The sequence below is a fragment of the Variovorax sp. P1_G12 genome, assembly GCF_056405555.1.
On the sequence record NZ_JBFUBW010000056.1, the window covers coordinates 1 to 16,798 of the forward strand.

Genomic DNA, 16,798 nt, shown 5'->3' on the forward strand with positions numbered 1-16,798 from the left:
GCGCCATGCTGATCGACCGCGCGCCATAGCAGGTAGGGTTCTCCGCGCAGCGACACGAACATCTCGTCCAGATGCCAGGTCGATCCCGGCTTGCGGCGTGCGCCCTTGGCGCAATGCGCGAAGCTCGCGCCGAATTTGTCGCACCAGCGCCGGATCGTTTCGTAGCTGACGACCACACCGCGCTCGAACAGAAGCTCCTCGATGTCGCGCAGGCTCAGTTGAAATCGAAAATACCAGCGCACTGCCTGGCTGATCACCACCGCCGGGAACCGGTGCCCGTGATAGAGCGATCTCGTCGTCTTTTGCATCGCGAAACCTTACGCCATCGGCAACGTGACAATGCCAAGGCAGAGGGTCGTTGCGACAAGAGCGACTTCATCCATATCGCGAAAGATGACGAATACTTATGCCCCGCAGGAGAACACGAGATCTACCGCTTCAGCACGGTGGAAAGCAATCTCAAGCAGCACGTCTAGACGCCTTTCAATTCGAGGTCATCCAATAGGCCCGTCGCCACGGATCCGACGTCCTGCTGCGGGGAATGTGTGTACATCGAGTAGTACACGGCACCACGCTCCAAGCGCTTCAACACGCAGGTGACAATGAGCCGGGTCAAAGTCGGGCTGCACGTGCCCTTGTCGGAAGAAGCCGAGGCAGCCGTGAAGCACGGGGCCAGTACTTAAAGTCACCGGCAGGTAACGATCCGCGTTCAGGCCCTTCGCAGGCAATCCGCGTTGCGCGAATCCTTCAGCGAGCGCCGGGCGTAGTAGTCGAACGCAATCGTGTTGCGGCGAGGCCGCAGGATCCAGTCATGCGCTTCCCTGGCCAGTTCCGGATCGATGGGCTGGATCTTGCCTGCGGCCGACGCCAGCAGTTGCATGCGCGCCGCGCGCTCGAAAGCGATCGAAAGGACGCATGCCTCTTCCACGCTGCCGCCCGCCACGAGCATCCCGTGGTGCGAGAGCAGCAAGGCACGCTTGCTGCCGAGCGCGGACGCGATGAACTCGCCCTCCTCGTTGCCGACGGGAATGCCCGGCCACTTGCCGACGAAAGCCACGTCGTCGTAGAGCACACAGTTGTCCATGTGGGAGATGACCAGCGGCTCTTCCAGCATGCCCAGCGCGGACGCGTGCGCGGCATGCGTGTGAATGATGCAATTGACATCGGGACGCGCGCGGTAGACCCACGAGTGGAAGCGATTGGCCGGGTTGGGCATGCCGTCGCCTTCAAGAACATTCAGGTCTTCGTCGACCCGCAACAGGTTGTCTTCGGTGATCTCGTCGAAGCCCAGCCCCAGCCGCTGCGTCAGGAACTCGCCCGGCACGCCCGTGCGGGCCGTGATCTGTCCGGCCAGGCCGGAGTCATGCCCGATGTCAAAAAGAATGCGGCACGTCAGGGCCAGCTTCTGGCGCAGCGTGTAGGTGCTGTCCGCGAGGTGCGCGTCCATCTGGGCGTACGACTGCTGGATCAGTTCGTCCTTGTCGAGTTTGAAAGTGTCTTGCGATGCCATGGCGTTGTCCTTATGCAGATTCGCTGGTGGAAAAGTTCTTCTCGGGTGCACCGGGAAAGAGCGGCTGGTAGCCGGGCAGTTGCTCGATTCTGCCGAGCCACGCGGTGATGGCCGGAAAGGCCGGGAGTTCGATGCCGCCCATCGGCGCAAGGCGCGTATAGGGATAGAGCGCCACGTCGGCAATGCTCGGCGCATCCGCCGTGGCGACCCACCCTGTCGCGCCCTGCCGCGATAACTGCGCATCCAGTATCCGCAGCGACTGCCTGGCTTCGCGGGCGAAGTGGATGAACTCTTCGCTGGCCGGATCGCGGTCGCGATGCAGTGCGAGATGCAGGCGCAGTTGCGCCAGCGGCTTCATGTGCCGTTCCTGTTCGAACGACAGCCAAGCCAGTACCCGCGCCTGTCGGGCAGCGTCGCCCGGCCACCAGGGGCTGCCCTGCGCCAGGAAATAAAGAATCGCCATCGACTCACCGAGGTGCGCGCCGTCGTCCAGCGCGAGCACCGGGACCTGCCCCATCGGCGCGATCGCGAGAAAGCAGGGGCTTCGCAGGTCTCCGCGATCGATGGAAAGCGTCTCACGTTCCAGCGAGATGCCGAGGAGGCCGGCCAGCAGCCTCACCTTCCATGCGTTGCCTGAACGCTGGGTGTCGTAGAGCTTCATGTCTCGCGTCCCGTGTCAGTCCAGCTTCGTGCCCGCAGCCTTGATGACCTTGCTCCACTTCGCGGTTTCGCTTTTGACGTGGGCGAGGTAGGCCGGCACGCCGGTGGCCATCGGCTCGATGCCGAGTTCGGCCAGGCGTGCGACGACTGCGGGGCGCTTCAGCGCACGGGCAAGCGCCTGGTTGAGGATCTCGACTTGCGCCTGTGATGTGCCGGCCGGCGCGACGATCGCGTTCCATGAACCGATCTGGAAGTCGGGCAGCCCTTGTTCGGTGCTGGTCGGCAGATCGGGCACTGCTGCATTGCGATGGTTCGCGGCGATGGCCAGTATCTTGAGCCGCCCCGTCTTGGCCTGCGGCTGGATGTTGTCGACACCCTGCTCGATCAGCCAGCGGTGCAGCCACCAGCCGTCGCGACCGGCTTCGTAGCACGAGTGCACCTGGGCCTGCGGCTCGAGCTTGCAACGCTCCCGGGCCTTGACGATGCAGTGCGCAACGGCGGCCGTGTCGCCGGCGTCCACGTTGTACCGGCTCGGGCCGCGGCCGCCATCGCTCGCCGTCAACGTCCACTTCTTGTCGCCGAGCTCGAAGCTCATGTACAGGTCGCCCGCGATCGCCGTGTCCTTGACTTGTGGGACTGCTTGGGTTGTCGACATTTCCGGCTCCTTTGCGTAGAGGTTGGGAGATCCCGTTTTAGCTAACCGGGTCTCGCTCGGGTAGTCCCACATAGCATCTTTCGCAGGCCTGAGCGCGCCCAGGCCTTTCTCTGCAACTTCGGACCCATCCGCCAGCACTTCGCCCTCAAGCGCCATCTGCTGCGCCCCTCGCTCTACCGCAAACAACTGGCCTCACGCTTTGATGCATGGCGCCTTTTCACTGGCAGCGCCCAAGATCCGTCCGCCGCCTTCTGAGCCTTTGATCCCCTACCAGCTTTTCGACCTAGCATCGCCAAAGTGACAAAGCCGTCGGCGTCCCGCGCATTTGTTCACGCTCGTCCAGCGCCTTCACGGAAGTGGAACCCTGACTTGAACCAGGCCGCTTATCGGACCCGTCAGTATCGCCAGCGCGGTCGCCGTCGCCCTAAAATCCCCATAGCGCCGTAGCCTCGCGGGCCGCCGAAGTGCATTCCGCGGTTTCCTCCCTTGGGGCTAATCCAACACCTGCCCTTGAACCGCCGTGACGCTCGCGGCAGTTCCGACGCGCGGGCAGGTATCGGATAACCCTAAACAGTAGCCGTCATACGAAAAGTCTCGAGCTGCGACCGCTTCCAGATGAAAGCGAACCTCTCCCAGTGCAAGGCGGCGCCCTATATGAATCAAACGATTCTGCGCGCTGACGTGAATACGCCGCCTGTCGCCATGCATCAAGGGGGGCGAGCCAGTGGGTCGCTCCTGTACGGTGATGCGGTACGGATTGCAATGGGAAATCCTTACACGGAGTGTCCGTAGAACGCCCATGAGCAGCCTACGTTCGGAGAGCGAGGAAGACTCAAGCCGCGAAGCGCGCCTCGAATCCTCGCCACATTAAATCCATCAAGAGATCCACGACAACGGGGCGTCCGACCTTTTCATTCTCAACCCACCACTTGGCCAACTGCTCGGCGGCACCGGAGAGCGCGTGAGCATGCATTACGACAAAGGGCTGAGCGACGTCAGGCATGAAAGGCGTGAGGAGTGCCGCGATCCCGTGGACCGTTTCGAATCGCATCCGCCTGGCCTCGTCGACAGCGGATCCTGCAACCGCCACACCCCCACCGAATAGCAAACGCCACGCTGCACGATCTTGTTCCACGAACTGGAAATAGCCCTCGATGCCCGCGCGCAAGCGCTCACGCCCAGTGGCATGGGGATTCGCGCCGACCGCTTCGCTGAGGCGTTGATCGAGGTGTCCGCGGGCGATTCGAAGACATGCCAGATAAACGGTGTCTTTCGCGCCAAAGAGGTTGTAGACAACAGGGCGGGTCACCCCGGCAGCCTCGGCGATGTGTTCCATCGTCGTCCCCTGGTATCCCTTCGAAATGAACAAGTCGAGTGCAACACCCAAGATCTGGCGCTCACGCGCGGGCCGCGGCAGCCTGAGCTTCTTCGGAGTGGGAGGGGTCAACTTGGCGCTTTCGTCTTGTACTTGGTAGCCCATATTGTGTCCGGGCGGCGCTGCGAAACCGGTCGGTGTCGCGCAAGCGCACTGGAAAAGAAGAAGCCGGGAACGGATGGAGCCCACCCGATCCCGGCCTGGCCTTCATGGCCGTTCGGTGCTGGACCTACAAACCAGCAGGGCGGCCCTGGTCAGGCTTGCTGTAGTCGCACACGCCGGAGTTGAAGATCTGCATTAGACGTTGCTCTTGGGGGACGCTCATGAAAACGCTGCCGTACGTGCCGTCATGCAGTGCGCTGACGACCGACTTGAGCGCGCACTTGAAGACCGATCCCGACACGGGCGCACCCGAGGCCACGCGGGCATTGGAGTAGATCGGGAATTGCTTCGTACACGCACCGCCGTTCACGGTGTCGGCCACGACCTGGGTCCCGTCTGCCGAGAGTTGGCCGTCCCAGACGTGCGGGCCCGCCGCGATGACGCTGCCGTTGCTGTCATAGCACTGGTCCTGAACGCTGTCGGGGCGCTTGCCGGTCAGCAACCACTGCGTCTCGGCCTGTAGCGCCTGTTGCACGATGGGCGCTTCCTTGGCGTCAGCGTCGCCTGCGGCCGTCATCCAGATCACCTGGTTGTCAGCATTGCCCCTGGCTTCGATCAGGCGCTGGCGTGCGGCGAAGGGCTCGCGCGACGCATGCATGTTCAGGTCGGCCTCCAGGTAGCGCTGAATGTGGATGAACGGAATGTCGACCTTGCCGCGGAAGACCAGACCCGCCTTGTACGCGTTCTGGATCGCCGCCAGGCTGGCCGCATTGGCGATCGTGCGGGGAGCGATGGCACTCGGTTGGCTGGCATGCGCCATGGCCGTGGCGTTGCGCGAGCTCCAGGGGTCCCAATCGCTCGTGTTGCTGCCGTCGCCAAGGTACGGGAAGCCCTCTGGCAGGAAGTCTTGCGCAGGCTTCCAGCCGCCGACGTGGGCATTCAGCGACAGGAATTCGTCGACCGTGATCTTGCCGGCCTTGAGCGCAGCTAGACCGTATTGCACGCCTTCGTTGTCATAGGTGACCGGCGTGGTGCTCGACGGCTTCGCGGAAGGGTCGCCGGTCAAGACCGAGACGACGTCATTGAAGTAGCCCCAGAAAGTCGACGCGATGCCCTTGGGTCCCAGCACCTTGACGCTGCCGTCGGCGTAGCTGACCTGGCTCCAGTACGGGTCCACGAACATCGGAATCGCACCGCGCCACTCCTCCATGCAGACGTCCGAGCCTTTGACGGCGGTTGTCGTGCCCGGCAGGATCGCTGACGTTGGCTTGGCAAAGCCGTCAATGGCGTGCATGCCGGTCACCCACGCACGGTTTTCCCAGGACGTCCATTTCGGGTTGACGGCGCCGGTTCCGTTGACCTGCGCATCGACCTTGTCGAAGTAGTAGTGCAGCAGTTCGCAGTCTCCGACGGGCGCAAACTGCGTGATCATGTCCGGGAAGTTCTGCATCGGGATCGCCGCGTCCAGCAGCCCAGGGTAATTCTGGGCGTAGATCGTCTGCTGGACGGCACCACCCGACGAGCCGACCGCGAACGTGAAGCGTGGCTTGCCGTAAGCAGCCGTGAATTGCTGCTTGATCATGGACGCGGTCTGGCCCGTGAGCATCAGGTTGTACGTGGTGGAGGTGGCCATGCCGGACGACAGCGCGACCGCGTAGCCCTGCTGCAACAGATAGGGCAACTGTTCTTGCTGGGCTGGATTCACCAGACCTCGTGTGGCGTTGCCGATGTGGGCTTGCGTATGGCCCACGCCCGTTCCGCCGATAAATTGGAAGACCAGATCCTTGTTCCACACTGATCTGTCGATGGCGCCTAGATCTTTGGGGTCCGGATTAGGAGCCAGCATCGCGATGCCGTACAGGAAGCGATTGATTGATCCGCGTTCATAGCGGACGATGAACTTCACGTCCTTGCCATTGACGTTGATTGTCGCGATGTCGTTCGGTGGATTGGCAGGGTCGTAAGGCGTGAAGTTCGAGTTGTCATTCGGAGCGCCAGCCTTCCGATAGAAGTAATCGACCCTCATGGCCATGCCGCAGTCAGCGCTATAGCCGACGAGCTTGCCATTGGTGTCGGTCACTGGCAGCCCGACGCCGTTCTGGTTGTCGACAACAGGTTGTCCCAACCCGATTTGCTGCGTGACGCACGCAAAAGGCTGCTGGCGGGGGTTGTCCGCAGCGATGGGACCGACCTTCCCCATTTGCACAGGATAGTCCGAGGGGGCGCCGGGAATAGGCGCGCTCGGGGCAGGGGCGGGAGCACTGGAGACAGGAGCACTGGGGGCGGGAGCGCTTGGACTCGGGGCAGCGGCGCTCGGCACGCTCGGAAAACTTCCAGAGCCCCCTCCTCCTCCGCAGCCATAAAGCAGCGTTGCCGCAGCCGCGGCAAAAGTAATGGTCATCCGTTTGGACACGCTTGTTTCCTTCGTTGTTGGAGCACTCGGAATGAGTTTGTCTCGATTAACTTACAACTATGTAAGTTACATGACTGTAATTTGATGGAGCACTTGGCGGATCGGGGAAATCCCTACGGATGGAGCGCCGCAGGCCGGCCAATTCACCGCAGGCGCAAGGCCGGGGGGTCATGCTCCGGGCTATCGTTTGCGGAAAGCACGAGCAGTTGATCTCTGATTGCTCGCGCGAGTTAGCGCCGTTGTGGCCTTGTGCGAAACCACGGCCCCGATCACAGGTGCGCCGCGCCACAGTCCCATGGCCCGGCACGCAGCGCCAGCCCCAAGGGCTGGGGTGAGTTCCCGCACGGCAGCCATCACGTCCTCTCGCCGTTGTCGTCGAGCGTGTAGCCCCACATGCGGCGCCGCCGGCAGAGGCTGCAGCGGTTCCGCCAGTCCAGCCTGTTGGCGGGGAGTTGCGCGAGCAGCAGAAGCGCGTGCTGGGCGCCATGCGATCACTGCAAAACCGGGTCACCGTGCTGAACTTCATGGAACGAGAGTTCGGGACACGCATGGTGATCGAACTGAAGTCGGCACAGCTGTATCGATTGGAACGTTACGTTGCAACGGTCAAGGAGAGAGTCAGATGAATCTCGCACGTTGGACCGGCACTTGCGCTATCGCCACATCGATGGCGTGCGTGGAGAGCGATTCAAACGGTGGGGTGGGCGGCCGCTAACTTGCGAGTTCCCATCGCGATTGGCTAACCTGTGGTCGCGTTCGCTGGCTGGAGAATGACGCCTGGCGTGCCTTTGGAGCTTGGCCATGCAGATCGAAATCAGTCTTGCCATTTCCGCCGGCGCTGCCGAGTCGGACGCGTTGCAGCTGCTGACGCTGGAGGTCGATGCGCAGCCGAGCATCGAAACTCTGGGGCTGGGCTTGGCCGATGCCAAGGCGCTGCTCGCGCGGATGCAGTCTCAGATCGTCACGCGTCAGGTCGAGCTGATATCGACCAGCCAGCGCCGATGCGATGGCTGTGGCCTGAATCGCGCCATCAAGGACTACCACGACGTTCACTACCGCAGCCTGTTTGGCAATGTTGTCGTGAAGGTGCCGCGTTGGCGGCGATGCGAATGTCGTTGCAGCACCGCCCCAAGCGAACGGCGGGCCCGGCGTTGGATCTCGGCGGAGTTGGAGTACGTCCAAAGCCGCTTGGCCGCCACGATTCCGTATGCCAAGTCCTCGGAGTTGCTGGAGCTGTTGTTGCCGGTGGCCGGAGCCAACGCACCGAGTACGGTGCGACGGCACACCCTGGACGTTGGCAGGCGACTGGACGCGCAGGGCATCGAGGTCCAGCCAGAGGCGGCCGACATGGGCAGCGGATCGAACGTCACCACCGTCGGTCTGGACGGCGGCTACCTGCGGCTTTGCCATCCCGATGAGGAGAAATCGTTCGAGGTCGTCGCTGGCCGCGCCATGCGCGCCGGCGTCGGTCAGCGCAGTGTGGCGTTCGTTCGAACGGTTGATCCACACTCGCACGCGCGGGTGCGAGGTGTCCTGGCTGCTTTCGGCGGGCAAGACTTGCCGATGGAGGTCTTCACCGACGGCGACATCCAGCTTCGCCAATGGCAGCTGTCGACGCTGCCTCGTGCGAGGCATATCCTGGACTGGCATTGTCACGTTGCCGATGGCGTAAGCTTTGATCGATGCAAAAGAAGAAGTCGCTGTATCACGGTCACCGTTTCCCTGCGGTGGTGATCAGCCAGGCGGTGCGCTGGTATTTTCGATTTCAACTCAGCCTGCGCGACATCGAGGAACTTCTGTTCGAGCGCGGTGTGGTCGTCAGCTACGAGACGATCCGGCGCTGGTGCGACAAGCTCGGCGCGAGCTTTGCACATGGCGCCAAGGGCGCACGCCGCAAGCCGGGATCGACCTGGCATCTGGACGAGATGTTCGTGTCGCTGCGCGGAGAACCCTACCTGCTATGGCGCGCGGTCGATCAGCATGGCGCTGAACTCGACGTCCTGGTGCAAAAACGCCGTGACAAGGTCGCTGCCAAGCGCTTCTTCAAGCGCGTGCTGGCCGCCTGCCCGGAGGCGCCACGCAAGATCGTCACCGACCAACTGCGAAGTTATCCGGCTGCCAAGGCCGAGATCCCTGAGCTTGCGACCGTGCGGCACGTGTTCGTGAAGGCCTGTGCGCGCGTGAACAACAGCGCCGAGAACAGCCATCAACCCACCCGTGAGCGCGAGCGGCGCGTACGGGGCTTTCACCAGCCCGAGCGCACGCAGGCTTTCCTCTCGAGCTTCGGTCCGATCCGCCAGCGCTTCGCTCTCAAGCGCCATTTGCTGCGCGCCTCGCTCTACCGCAAACAACTGGCCTCACGCTTTGATGCATGGCGCCTTTTCACCGGCAGCGCCCAAGATCCGTCTGCCGCCTTCTGAGCCTTTGCTCCCCTGCCAGTTTTGTGACCTGGCATCGCTAACGTGACAATGCCTGCGTTGGTCCTAGTCGCCGTCCAGACCGGATTGCGTTTGTCCGAGCTGACGGGGCTCAAGCGGCACGACGTTGTGCTCGGGACGGGGTCGCACGTACGGGTCGTCGGCAAGGGTCGCAAGGAACGTTGCACTCCTTTGAGCAAGCAGACATGCGCCGTCCTGAAGGCCTGGTTACAAGAATTGCCCGGAGCCGACACGCAGCCGCTCTTTCCCAATGCCAGCGGTGGACGCCTGAGTTCGCATGGGGTGCAGTACATCCTGACCAAGCACGCTGCCTCCGCAAGCAAGCAGTGCTCCTCGCTGCTGGGTAAGCGAGTGACYCCGCACGTTCTGCGGCACACGACCGCGATGGACCTGCTGCAGGCGGGCGTCGAGCAATCCGTCATCGCGTTGTGGCTCGGCCACGAATCGATCGAGACGACGCAAATCTATTTGGACGCGAACCTCGCGCTGAAAGAAGAGATCCTCGCGAAGACCACGCCGCCTAGCGGCAGCGTCGGCCGATACAGGCCCGATGACAAACTCCTGGCATTCCTCAAGAATCTCTAGGGCGGCCAGGACTATGTCCGGTGGACTTGGGCGACCTCCTTGTGCGGTGGCCCCGCCGGCCGAAAACTGGCGATAGTCGGGTGCGGGATACAGTGCCGCAGCCAGTGCGTGCTGGCCTTTTTCAGCTGCCGCGCGTCAGCGCCCTCAAGGCTATCGGCGGCCTGTGTCAGGAACGCCCTGATGGCCTGATAGAGCCCCGAGGCCGACCAGGATGCCGGCCGCCCGAACCCGGTGTCGAAGCGCGCCATCACATGGATGCCCCGATTGCTCGGCGCGCTCACCTGACGCTCGAAACCGAATCGAGCCAGCTCTTCACCAAGCTCGTCGACCAACTCGCCCGGGACCGGCACCTGCCGGCGGCGCCCACCCTTGCCGACCACCGACAACATCCAGTCGGTCGCCACCGTCCCATCGGCCGTCTTGTATTCGACTTGCTCCAGGTCCTCGCACTTCACGGTCGTGATCTCGGCCAGGCGCAGCCCGGTTGCGTAGAGCCAGCGCATGCCGCGCCGAAGCCGCCGCCCGGCTTCCGTGTCGACATGGTCCTTCAACAGCGCATCGACGTGGTTCCACTGGGCGAAGGTCAGGGTCCGGCTCGAGCCCAGCGGCCTCTGCGGATTCGACGGCAGTATCACCGCCGCGAAAGGATTCCCCGTCACATAGCTCTGGCTTATCAGGAAAGCAAACAGGCTTCTCAGGATGGTCAGCGAATGCCGCAGCGCGACCGGTGCCAGCGGTCCTTCGAGCGGTCGCCACAGGGGCGACCAGCGCTGGTGATGGCGTGGCCCGCACCAGGTCGACGGCGGATCGGCGAGATAGGATTTGTAATCAGCCACATCCTCGACCGCCAACGACGACAACGCCTTCTTCCGCTCCAGTATCGCCCACAGCAGCAGCCGCTCCGCCTCCTTGCGATACGCCCGCTGCGTCGACGAGAGTTCGCCATTGACACCTCCCGGTTGCTTCGAAGCCAGCCAGGCGCCGATCGCCTCGTGGTCGTTGCGGGCCAAGATGAGACATTTCTCGATCGGCGCACGAAAGCGCCCCGCACGGCCATCCAGGTCGGCCGGGAGCAGGAATTTCTCGAAAGGGCGGATGGCCGTGGCCGCTGGCACCACCTCGGCCAGGGAGGACAGCGACAGTTGCGCGCGCGGCTGGTCCACGTGCCGCCCGACCCGCAGCCCCAGCACGGCCTCGTTCGCATGCAGCCACTCGAGGATTCGTGAGCCCTTGAGCGCTCCCACGCCCGGCACCTGCACCCACCAGCGTGCGCCGATGCCATTGATGCGTTCGACGAGCGCCGCGAGTGTCGGGACGCCGGCGCGCTCGAGGCGGCTGGCCAGCGAAGGATTCAGCCACGCCCCCACGCGGTCGCCCGGGCGCGGATCCTGCGCCACGAGGCCTTGCAACCAGCGCAGCGCTTCGAGCTGCCGCTCGATGACGCGGGACCGGCGCGTGGGCTGGGCCGAAGCGCCCTGCCCGCCCCTGCCCTGCCCTCCACTTCCTCCCCTCGCACTGGGCGGATAGGCCTCTTCGTAGGCTTCCAGCTGCTCGGCTTCCGAAAAATCCTCCATGCCCTGCGCTTGGGCGAACTCGACCAGCGTCGGTTGCTTGGGCGCCGACTTGATCCGATCCGGGTCCAGCAGGATCAGCCGGGCGGTGCCCGGCTTGTTCTCACGCCTGGCCGCGGCCGCGAACTCGTCGCGGATCCAGGCGATCGTCTTTCGGACCGTCCGCAGATCCGTGTGCTCGCCTTCGAGCCGCAGGTACCGGTCCCAGCTCGCGCGCTCATCGAGGCCTTGGGCCAGGGCCCTCATGAAGGCGAAATGCCCGCTGTGCAGCTTGCGCGGAAGTGCCTTTTTCCTCATGTCGGCCACGGCGGGTCGCGGTCCTTGCCGGCAGGGGATCCCCAGAATTTCCACCAGGGCCGCGGTGTTGCCACCGGCTGCGACGGCAGTTGCGCCAGCTGGCTCGCCCGCATCCGTCGGCGCCGCTCGACTTCGAGGGCATGGGCGACCCCGTTGGCCTCGCGGTCGCCGCGAAGCGCCAGAGTGCGCCAGGACACAGCCAGGCGCTCGAGCTCCTCATCATCGAGGTGGCCGAGTTGCTGTGGGGTCGGTACGGCGGCCATGGCTGTGACGGTAAACCGATTAGAAGCTGGACGTTTGGGCGGGTGCATCAAACCGGACGGGTCGTTGGACTCGCGCGGCCCTCCCCCGGAGGGGGCGGTGTGCGAGCGTGACCTGAACCTTCATAATGCTGGACATTATTATCATCAATGTCATTTTGCGGTGTCACCGGCGGCACTTTTCGAGAAGGTCTTTTCAAGTCATTGAATTTGTTGGAGTTTTCCGCATCCCGGTTATTGGGGGAGGAAGCGCTCCTGCACGCGGATGGTTGTCAGTTTGGCAAATCCGTGAATCTCCATAGCCCCGCACCTATCCCAACGGTTCTCACATTGGCGCGGCATGGGGCTCAAGCGTCGAGTCGGCGCAGGCGTTCCAATGCCTCCCCGATCGCCGCACCCAAAGCGCTCGTGGATGCGGTCGCGGCGAGTCCGGCCGCCAATGTGACGGTCACATCGCCCGCCGCCGACCTGCTCAAGACCCCAGCCTTCGCCCCCGCGACCTCCACCTCAATCCTTCTGAGCTTCTGAAAGTTAGCATTCACATCCAGTAGACGCGCAAGTACCGTTGCTGCCGGTAGGTTCTGGCCGCGCAGCTTTTCCACTCTCTTGAGGACACCCTTTCGATCCTTGTCCATGGCGGCGTTGATCTGCTCCGCGTGGCGGAAGCTGATCTCCAGTGGGCTTCTGAACACGTCGACGACGGCTGGCGGGAGTTGGGCCACGATCAGCGCCTTGCGAACCCAGGTATGGCTCACGCCGAGATTTTCGGCGAGCTGGCGCTGCGTCGGAAAGAGCTGCGCCTCGAGGGCCCGCTGGTACATGACCCCCTGCTCGTACGGCGACAGGTCGGCCCGTTCGCGGTTTTCCCGATCCATGGCCGCAAACAGGTCACGATCACTCAGTTCCTCCGTCCAGATCGACGCCAGTACGGGGATACCGAGCTCCAAGGTTGCCTGGTGGCGACGGTGCCCAAAGACCAGTTCGTACTGCCCCGCCTCGTCCGTGAGAGGGCGCACCAGGATCGGCTGCACATTCCCTCCGGCATGCTCGATGTCGGCCTTCAGGCCCGCGAACTCGCTCGTGTTAAACGAGGATGCATGGCGATTGGCCCAGCTGCTCGGGCGAATCGTTCGTGGGTCCAGCTTGCGGGTCGGAAGCGCCCCTTCATATTGGCGAAGCTTGTCGCGCAGCGCAGCCATCTCCCCTTCCACTTGCTGGATCTGCCCACGGAACGCCATCATCTGGCCGGGACCGGTTCGGGGCGCCATGGGACCCGTGACAGCCGGTGGAAACCTGGTTTCCACGGCTACGGCAGCGAGTGGCTGGGTCTCCATCGCGGCCGCTGGCGGTACCGGGCCCGCATGATCCAGCTCGGCTGGCGGAAGCGACAATCCTGCGGTCAGCGCCTCAAGCCGCTTTCGGGTACTAGCCATGATGGGTATCTCCTGGAACGAAGAGACTTGATCGGGGATGCGCCCTGGCGGGCGTGCACCGCGGCCGAAGGCACGACTCTTCCCTCAAAGTCGGGCAATTACTTGTCCGCCGCAGATGAAAAGCCCGTTCGCGTGGAAACCAGGTTTCCACACTTTTCGTTCCGTTCTTATCTGTCGTGGAAACCTGGTTTCCACGGTGCGCTTTCTGTCCAGTGCGCACCGCACGCCTGCACAAGTCCGGGAAGGGGAGATCGTCGCTCGGCGCAGTGCGCAGCAGCGCTCTCCCCCTTCCCTCCTCCGCCAGATCGCGATCGCCGCGCAACCTGGAAACCAGGTTTCCACTCGGGATGCCGTAGATTGACTTCATTTCTGCGTCCTCCCCTGGGCGGCCCAGGCGCCCACGACCGACTGCTCGACTAGTTCGACGAACGAGTCATAGGCATCGACAGCGCGCTTGTAGGTCTTGGCCGCCCCCTCATACTTCTGCACGTCGTATACGGTCGCGAACTCTGCCGCCTTGTTGCTGGTGACGCTGGTCTTCGGGATCTCGACCGGCAGCGTGTACTCCCCATAAGTCGCCTGGATCCACTGGCGTACCGCCGGCATGGCAGGATCGGCCGCGTCGACCCGACTCAGAAGGACATGCAGAAAGTCGAAGGCCTTGCCTTCACGATCCTGGCTCTGGCCGTCCAGGTTGCCGCCTAGATCCGCCAATAGCGACCAGAACTGCGCCGACGAGGCGAAGTCCAAGCCGGACGGTGGCACCGGCACGACGATGCCGTTCGCCGCCCACAGTGCATTGATAGTGACGTACGAGAGAGAAGGGGGCGTATCGATCACGATCACGTCATAGAGGTCCCGCACACCCTCGAGGCCTTCGTTCAGCACGTCCCAGAACTTGGCGCCTGGCTGCTGCATCTGACGCGCGGGGAGGGCGAACTCGGCCGAGAACAGAAAGGGTGCCGCCGCAACGAGGTCGATGCCATCCCAATAGGTCGAACGGATCGCATAACGGATGTCGTTCTCGGTTCCGTCGCAAAGCGGCCCGATCGTCATGTCCTCGGTCACCTCGGCCTCGGGCAAGAGTCCATGCAGGGTGGTGAGCGACCCCTGCGGATCGGTGTCGATGGCCAGCACCCGGTGGCCCCGAAGACTCAGCCCCTGCGCCAAGATCATGGCGGTCGTAGTCTTGGCGACCCCGCCCTTGAAATTGCCCACGGCAATGGTCACCGCTTTGCGTCCGGCGGGCCGCATCTTTTCGCCGCGGTAGGTGCGCGTCCAGCGCCGCAACTCGTCCAGGCTGAATGTGCGCTTGCCTCCCGAAGGTGTGAGACGGCCCGACGGCAGATCCTCCTTGGTGATCCGGTAGGCAACATGCGCCTTGTCGACCCCGCACAGCGCCGCCAGTTGCGCAGTGGAATAGGTTGGGGCGATCTTCCTGGCCTCGGGCGCCAGGAGCAGGCCGCGGATTTGCTCGACCATCGAGCCGGCCCGGGTTGCCAAGGCGGCAATCTTCGCCATATTGATGACCTGGCGCGGCGCTGCCTGGATGTCGGTGGAAACCTGGTTTCCACCGACCGGCGGGACGGTAACTGACATATAGGAAGGCCTTATTCAACGGAATTTGGCCATTCTATGGGAATCCGTCCAATGGACAATATCTGATGATATCGGCGCGAGAGGCACTGCTCCTATTGTGAGGACGGTTGGGCAACTGCCGTTCTCAGCGACAAGACAAGGGGCAGACCGCGCTCTCCGCAGGGCAAATCAGGGCCCCATCTGCCGCGCATGGACCCAATTCCGTGCTCCTGCGGGCCGCAGAGCGTCCCGGGAAGGGGTGTTCCCCATATCCACTCACATCAAACCCCAGCGTCACTCACAAGCAACGCGCCCAGACCCTATCCGCGCTCACGTCAAATCCCATCGGATCTCACACACAATCCCAATCGGACTCACAGAACGCGCGCCAAGTCCTTGTCCCACTTGCGGAAACGCCGCTCCCAACTCTTCAATATCCCAAGTGTTTAACTCTAAAGATACAAGGAACAAACGTTGGCTTACTGTGAATTGACCGGATCACAATACCTGGGCATCATGTGAACCCTTCCAACGATCGCTCTCCCAATGGCCGAGGATGACTCTTCACGCAGCGCACCTCGTCAGCCTCCAACAGCCGAAGAGCAGAGCGTCGCCAAAGCCAACGAGGCCATCGCCATCCGGCCGAAGCGCGGACGCCTGACCCTGCTGTCGCGACGCATTTACAACGCACTTCTCTATCACTCCCAGCGCCAGGGCGTCGACGAACCGGTCTACCGGCTGGCCCTGAGTGAACTCATCGGCGACGCCCGCTTCAACTCAAACAACACTGAACTGTTGAAGTCGCACCTGCGCGACATGCAAGCCACCACCATCGAATGGTCGACAAGCAGCAGCTCGCTCAAACGCTGGGTCTCCTCGCAATTGCTCGGCACCGTGACCATCGAGGAGCAGGGGAGGGGGCGTCCTTGCATGGTGACGTGGCGCTATCCGGAGGAAATCAAGGAGCGGCTGGTCAAGCCGCACCAGTACACCCGCGTCCTACTCGAAATGAGCAGCCAGATGCGCAGCTACTCGGCCGCGGTGCTCTACGAGATCGGCGCGCGCTACCTGACGTCGCCGGGACGGCTTTCGATGCGCGAGGACGTGATGTGGTGGGCGGCCGTTCTCACCGGCCGCAGCGACATCAAGGAGGTCGACTATCGCTTCCTCAAGCGCGACGTGATCACCAAGGCCATTGCCGAGATCGATGCGCTGTGCGAGGAATTCGGCCTGGAACTGATCGAGCACAAGCGGGGCCGCAAGATCGAGGAAATCCAGTTCCGCGTGGTGCCCAAGGTCCAGCAACGCCTCGGCGATATCGATGCGCCAAACCGAAACGTGTTTGACCTGGAGCTTGTGGCCCGCCTGGTCGGGCTCAGCATCAAGCAGGACGAGGCGCAAGATCTCTACGCGACCACGGACGAGGGACAGATCCGAGCCACCCTCGACCATGTCGACGCGCGCATGCGCAACGCGTCGATGCCCACCCTTAAATCGCCGGCGGCCTACTTCAAGGACGCGCTGAAGAAGGGCTACGCCGGTCTCACTGCTGTCGAACCCGCATCTTCCTCGGTGGCAGGCGCGGCGCTCGTCGCCCCCGCGCCGGCATTGTCTGAGGCCGATCGGCTGCGCCGTATCCGCGAACTGTGGGAGAACGACCGGACAGGAAAGGCGCGCGCAATGTTCGCCGAGATGCTCGAGCCCACGCAGGCGGACCTGCGTTCCCGCTTCGAAACCGAGCGACTCGAGCAGGTAGCCGCGCCAATCGCCCGAGCCTGGCGGCGCGACGGACCGGACAGCCGCATCGCCGCTACGACTTTCTTCAAGTGGCTCGCGCAGGAAACCTGGCCCGAGGAGCCCAGCGATCGCGTGCTGCTCGATTTCGCGCTGCAACGTGGGGTGCAGGGGATCTAGCGCATGC

Annotated in this window: 15 protein-coding genes and 1 pseudogene; 6 read left to right on the plus strand and 10 right to left on the minus strand. The window is 63.3% G+C overall.

All coding sequences use genetic code 11. The annotated features are described in order from the left end of the window. The 4 genes from AC1D2O_RS35515 to AC1D2O_RS35530 form a co-directional block, all read right to left on the minus strand. A partial coding sequence (locus AC1D2O_RS35515; protein WP_478158731.1) for an IS6 family transposase occupies nt 1-308 on the minus strand: 308 nt, incomplete at its 3' end. 401 nt (nt 309-709) lie between these two features. Next, nucleotides 710-1,510, minus strand: a complete 801-nt coding sequence (locus AC1D2O_RS35520) for an aldolase (RefSeq protein ID WP_478158732.1) — start codon at nt 1,508-1,510, stop codon at nt 710-712. A 10-nt stretch (nt 1,511-1,520) separates the two neighbouring features. Beyond that, a complete protein-coding gene (locus tag AC1D2O_RS35525) occupies nt 1,521-2,171 on the minus strand; it encodes a glutathione S-transferase family protein (protein WP_478158733.1) in 651 nt (216 codons plus the stop codon). Between the two features lie 15 nt (nt 2,172-2,186). Further along, on the minus strand, nt 2,187-2,825 hold the full coding sequence (locus AC1D2O_RS35530) for a Bug family tripartite tricarboxylate transporter substrate binding protein (protein ID WP_477650252.1): 639 nt from the start codon (nt 2,823-2,825) through the stop codon (nt 2,187-2,189). 78 nt (nt 2,826-2,903) lie between these two features. Here AC1D2O_RS35530 and AC1D2O_RS35535 point away from each other — a divergent pair. Further along, a pseudogene (locus tag AC1D2O_RS35535) lies at nt 2,904-3,080 on the plus strand (IS6 family transposase); the annotation flags it as partial. A gap of 577 nt (nt 3,081-3,657) precedes the next feature. Here AC1D2O_RS35535 and AC1D2O_RS35540 read toward each other — a convergent pair. Then, nucleotides 3,658-4,305: a TetR/AcrR family transcriptional regulator gene (locus AC1D2O_RS35540; RefSeq protein WP_477650253.1), complete on the minus strand. Its 648-nt coding sequence runs from the start codon at nt 4,303-4,305 to the stop codon at nt 3,658-3,660. Between the two features lie 124 nt (nt 4,306-4,429). Then, nucleotides 4,430-6,502: a DUF6351 family protein gene (locus AC1D2O_RS35545; RefSeq protein ID WP_478158734.1), complete on the minus strand. Its 2,073-nt coding sequence runs from the start codon at nt 6,500-6,502 to the stop codon at nt 4,430-4,432. A 665-nt stretch (nt 6,503-7,167) separates the two neighbouring features. On the opposite strand from AC1D2O_RS35545, the gene AC1D2O_RS35550 reads away from it, so the two are divergent. The 4 genes from AC1D2O_RS35550 to AC1D2O_RS35565 all read left to right on the plus strand — a co-directional run bounded on the left by AC1D2O_RS35550 (nt 7,168) and on the right by AC1D2O_RS35565 (nt 9,738). Continuing rightward, nucleotides 7,168-7,341 (plus strand): hypothetical protein, encoded by a 174-nt coding sequence (locus tag AC1D2O_RS35550; RefSeq protein WP_478158735.1) that lies wholly within the window; start codon nt 7,168-7,170, stop codon nt 7,339-7,341. Between the two features lie 175 nt (nt 7,342-7,516). After that, nucleotides 7,517-8,449, plus strand: coding sequence for a hypothetical protein (locus tag AC1D2O_RS35555; RefSeq protein ID WP_478158736.1), 933 nt, complete (start codon nt 7,517-7,519; stop codon nt 8,447-8,449). After that, nucleotides 8,398-9,135 carry an IS6 family transposase gene (locus tag AC1D2O_RS35560; protein ID WP_478158737.1) on the plus strand — a complete coding sequence of 246 codons (738 nt, stop codon included), beginning with the start codon at nt 8,398-8,400 and terminating at the stop codon, nt 9,133-9,135. The genes AC1D2O_RS35555 and AC1D2O_RS35560 overlap by 52 nt, the downstream gene beginning before the upstream one ends. Before the next feature lie 48 nt (nt 9,136-9,183). Beyond that, nucleotides 9,184-9,738, plus strand: coding sequence for a tyrosine-type recombinase/integrase (locus AC1D2O_RS35565; RefSeq protein ID WP_478158738.1), 555 nt, complete (start codon nt 9,184-9,186; stop codon nt 9,736-9,738). Nucleotides 9,739-9,749: 11 nt separating this feature from the next. On the opposite strand, the gene AC1D2O_RS35570 is transcribed toward AC1D2O_RS35565, so the two are convergent. From AC1D2O_RS35570 to AC1D2O_RS35585, 4 genes are all read right to left on the minus strand, one after another. Further along, nucleotides 9,750-11,606, minus strand: a complete 1,857-nt coding sequence (locus AC1D2O_RS35570; RefSeq protein WP_478093822.1) for a phage integrase family protein — start codon at nt 11,604-11,606, stop codon at nt 9,750-9,752. Next, nucleotides 11,603-11,869 (minus strand): hypothetical protein, encoded by a 267-nt coding sequence (locus AC1D2O_RS35575; protein ID WP_478093817.1) that lies wholly within the window; start codon nt 11,867-11,869, stop codon nt 11,603-11,605. Before AC1D2O_RS35575 ends, AC1D2O_RS35570 begins: the two co-directional genes overlap by 4 nt. A gap of 344 nt (nt 11,870-12,213) precedes the next feature. Beyond that, nucleotides 12,214-13,299 carry a ParB/RepB/Spo0J family partition protein gene (locus tag AC1D2O_RS35580; protein ID WP_478158739.1) on the minus strand — a complete coding sequence of 362 codons (1,086 nt, stop codon included), beginning with the start codon at nt 13,297-13,299 and terminating at the stop codon, nt 12,214-12,216. A 363-nt stretch (nt 13,300-13,662) separates the two neighbouring features. Continuing rightward, nucleotides 13,663-14,898, minus strand: a complete 1,236-nt coding sequence (locus AC1D2O_RS35585; protein ID WP_478158740.1) for an AAA family ATPase — start codon at nt 14,896-14,898, stop codon at nt 13,663-13,665. 525 nt (nt 14,899-15,423) lie between these two features. Here AC1D2O_RS35585 and AC1D2O_RS35590 point away from each other — a divergent pair. Beyond that, complete coding sequence (locus tag AC1D2O_RS35590) at nt 15,424-16,791, plus strand: replication initiation protein (RefSeq protein WP_477650319.1); 1,368 nt, start codon at nt 15,424-15,426, stop codon at nt 16,789-16,791. Nucleotides 16,792-16,798: the final 7 nt, after the last annotated feature.

Coding starts and splice junctions, on each gene's coding strand:
- AC1D2O_RS35520 (WP_478158732.1), bottom strand. CDS start 1,510: ATGGCATCGCAAGACACTTTCAAACTCGACAAGGACGAACTGATCCAG.
- AC1D2O_RS35525 (WP_478158733.1), bottom strand. CDS start 2,171: ATGAAGCTCTACGACACCCAGCGTTCAGGCAACGCATGGAAGGTGAGG.
- AC1D2O_RS35530 (WP_477650252.1), bottom strand. CDS start 2,825: ATGTCGACAACCCAAGCAGTCCCACAAGTCAAGGACACGGCGATCGCG.
- AC1D2O_RS35540 (WP_477650253.1), bottom strand. CDS start 4,305: ATGGGCTACCAAGTACAAGACGAAAGCGCCAAGTTGACCCCTCCCACT.
- AC1D2O_RS35545 (WP_478158734.1), bottom strand. CDS start 6,502: ATGGGGAAGGTCGGTCCCATCGCTGCGGACAACCCCCGCCAGCAGCCT.
- AC1D2O_RS35555 (WP_478158736.1), top strand. CDS start 7,517: ATGCAGATCGAAATCAGTCTTGCCATTTCCGCCGGCGCTGCCGAGTCG.
- AC1D2O_RS35560 (WP_478158737.1), top strand. CDS start 8,398: ATGCAAAAGAAGAAGTCGCTGTATCACGGTCACCGTTTCCCTGCGGTG.
- AC1D2O_RS35570 (WP_478093822.1), bottom strand. CDS start 11,606: ATGAGGAAAAAGGCACTTCCGCGCAAGCTGCACAGCGGGCATTTCGCC.
- AC1D2O_RS35575 (WP_478093817.1), bottom strand. CDS start 11,869: ATGGCCGCCGTACCGACCCCACAGCAACTCGGCCACCTCGATGATGAG.
- AC1D2O_RS35580 (WP_478158739.1), bottom strand. CDS start 13,299: ATGGCTAGTACCCGAAAGCGGCTTGAGGCGCTGACCGCAGGATTGTCG.
- AC1D2O_RS35585 (WP_478158740.1), bottom strand. CDS start 14,898: ATGTCAGTTACCGTCCCGCCGGTCGGTGGAAACCAGGTTTCCACCGAC.
- AC1D2O_RS35590 (WP_477650319.1), top strand. CDS start 15,424: ATGGCCGAGGATGACTCTTCACGCAGCGCACCTCGTCAGCCTCCAACA.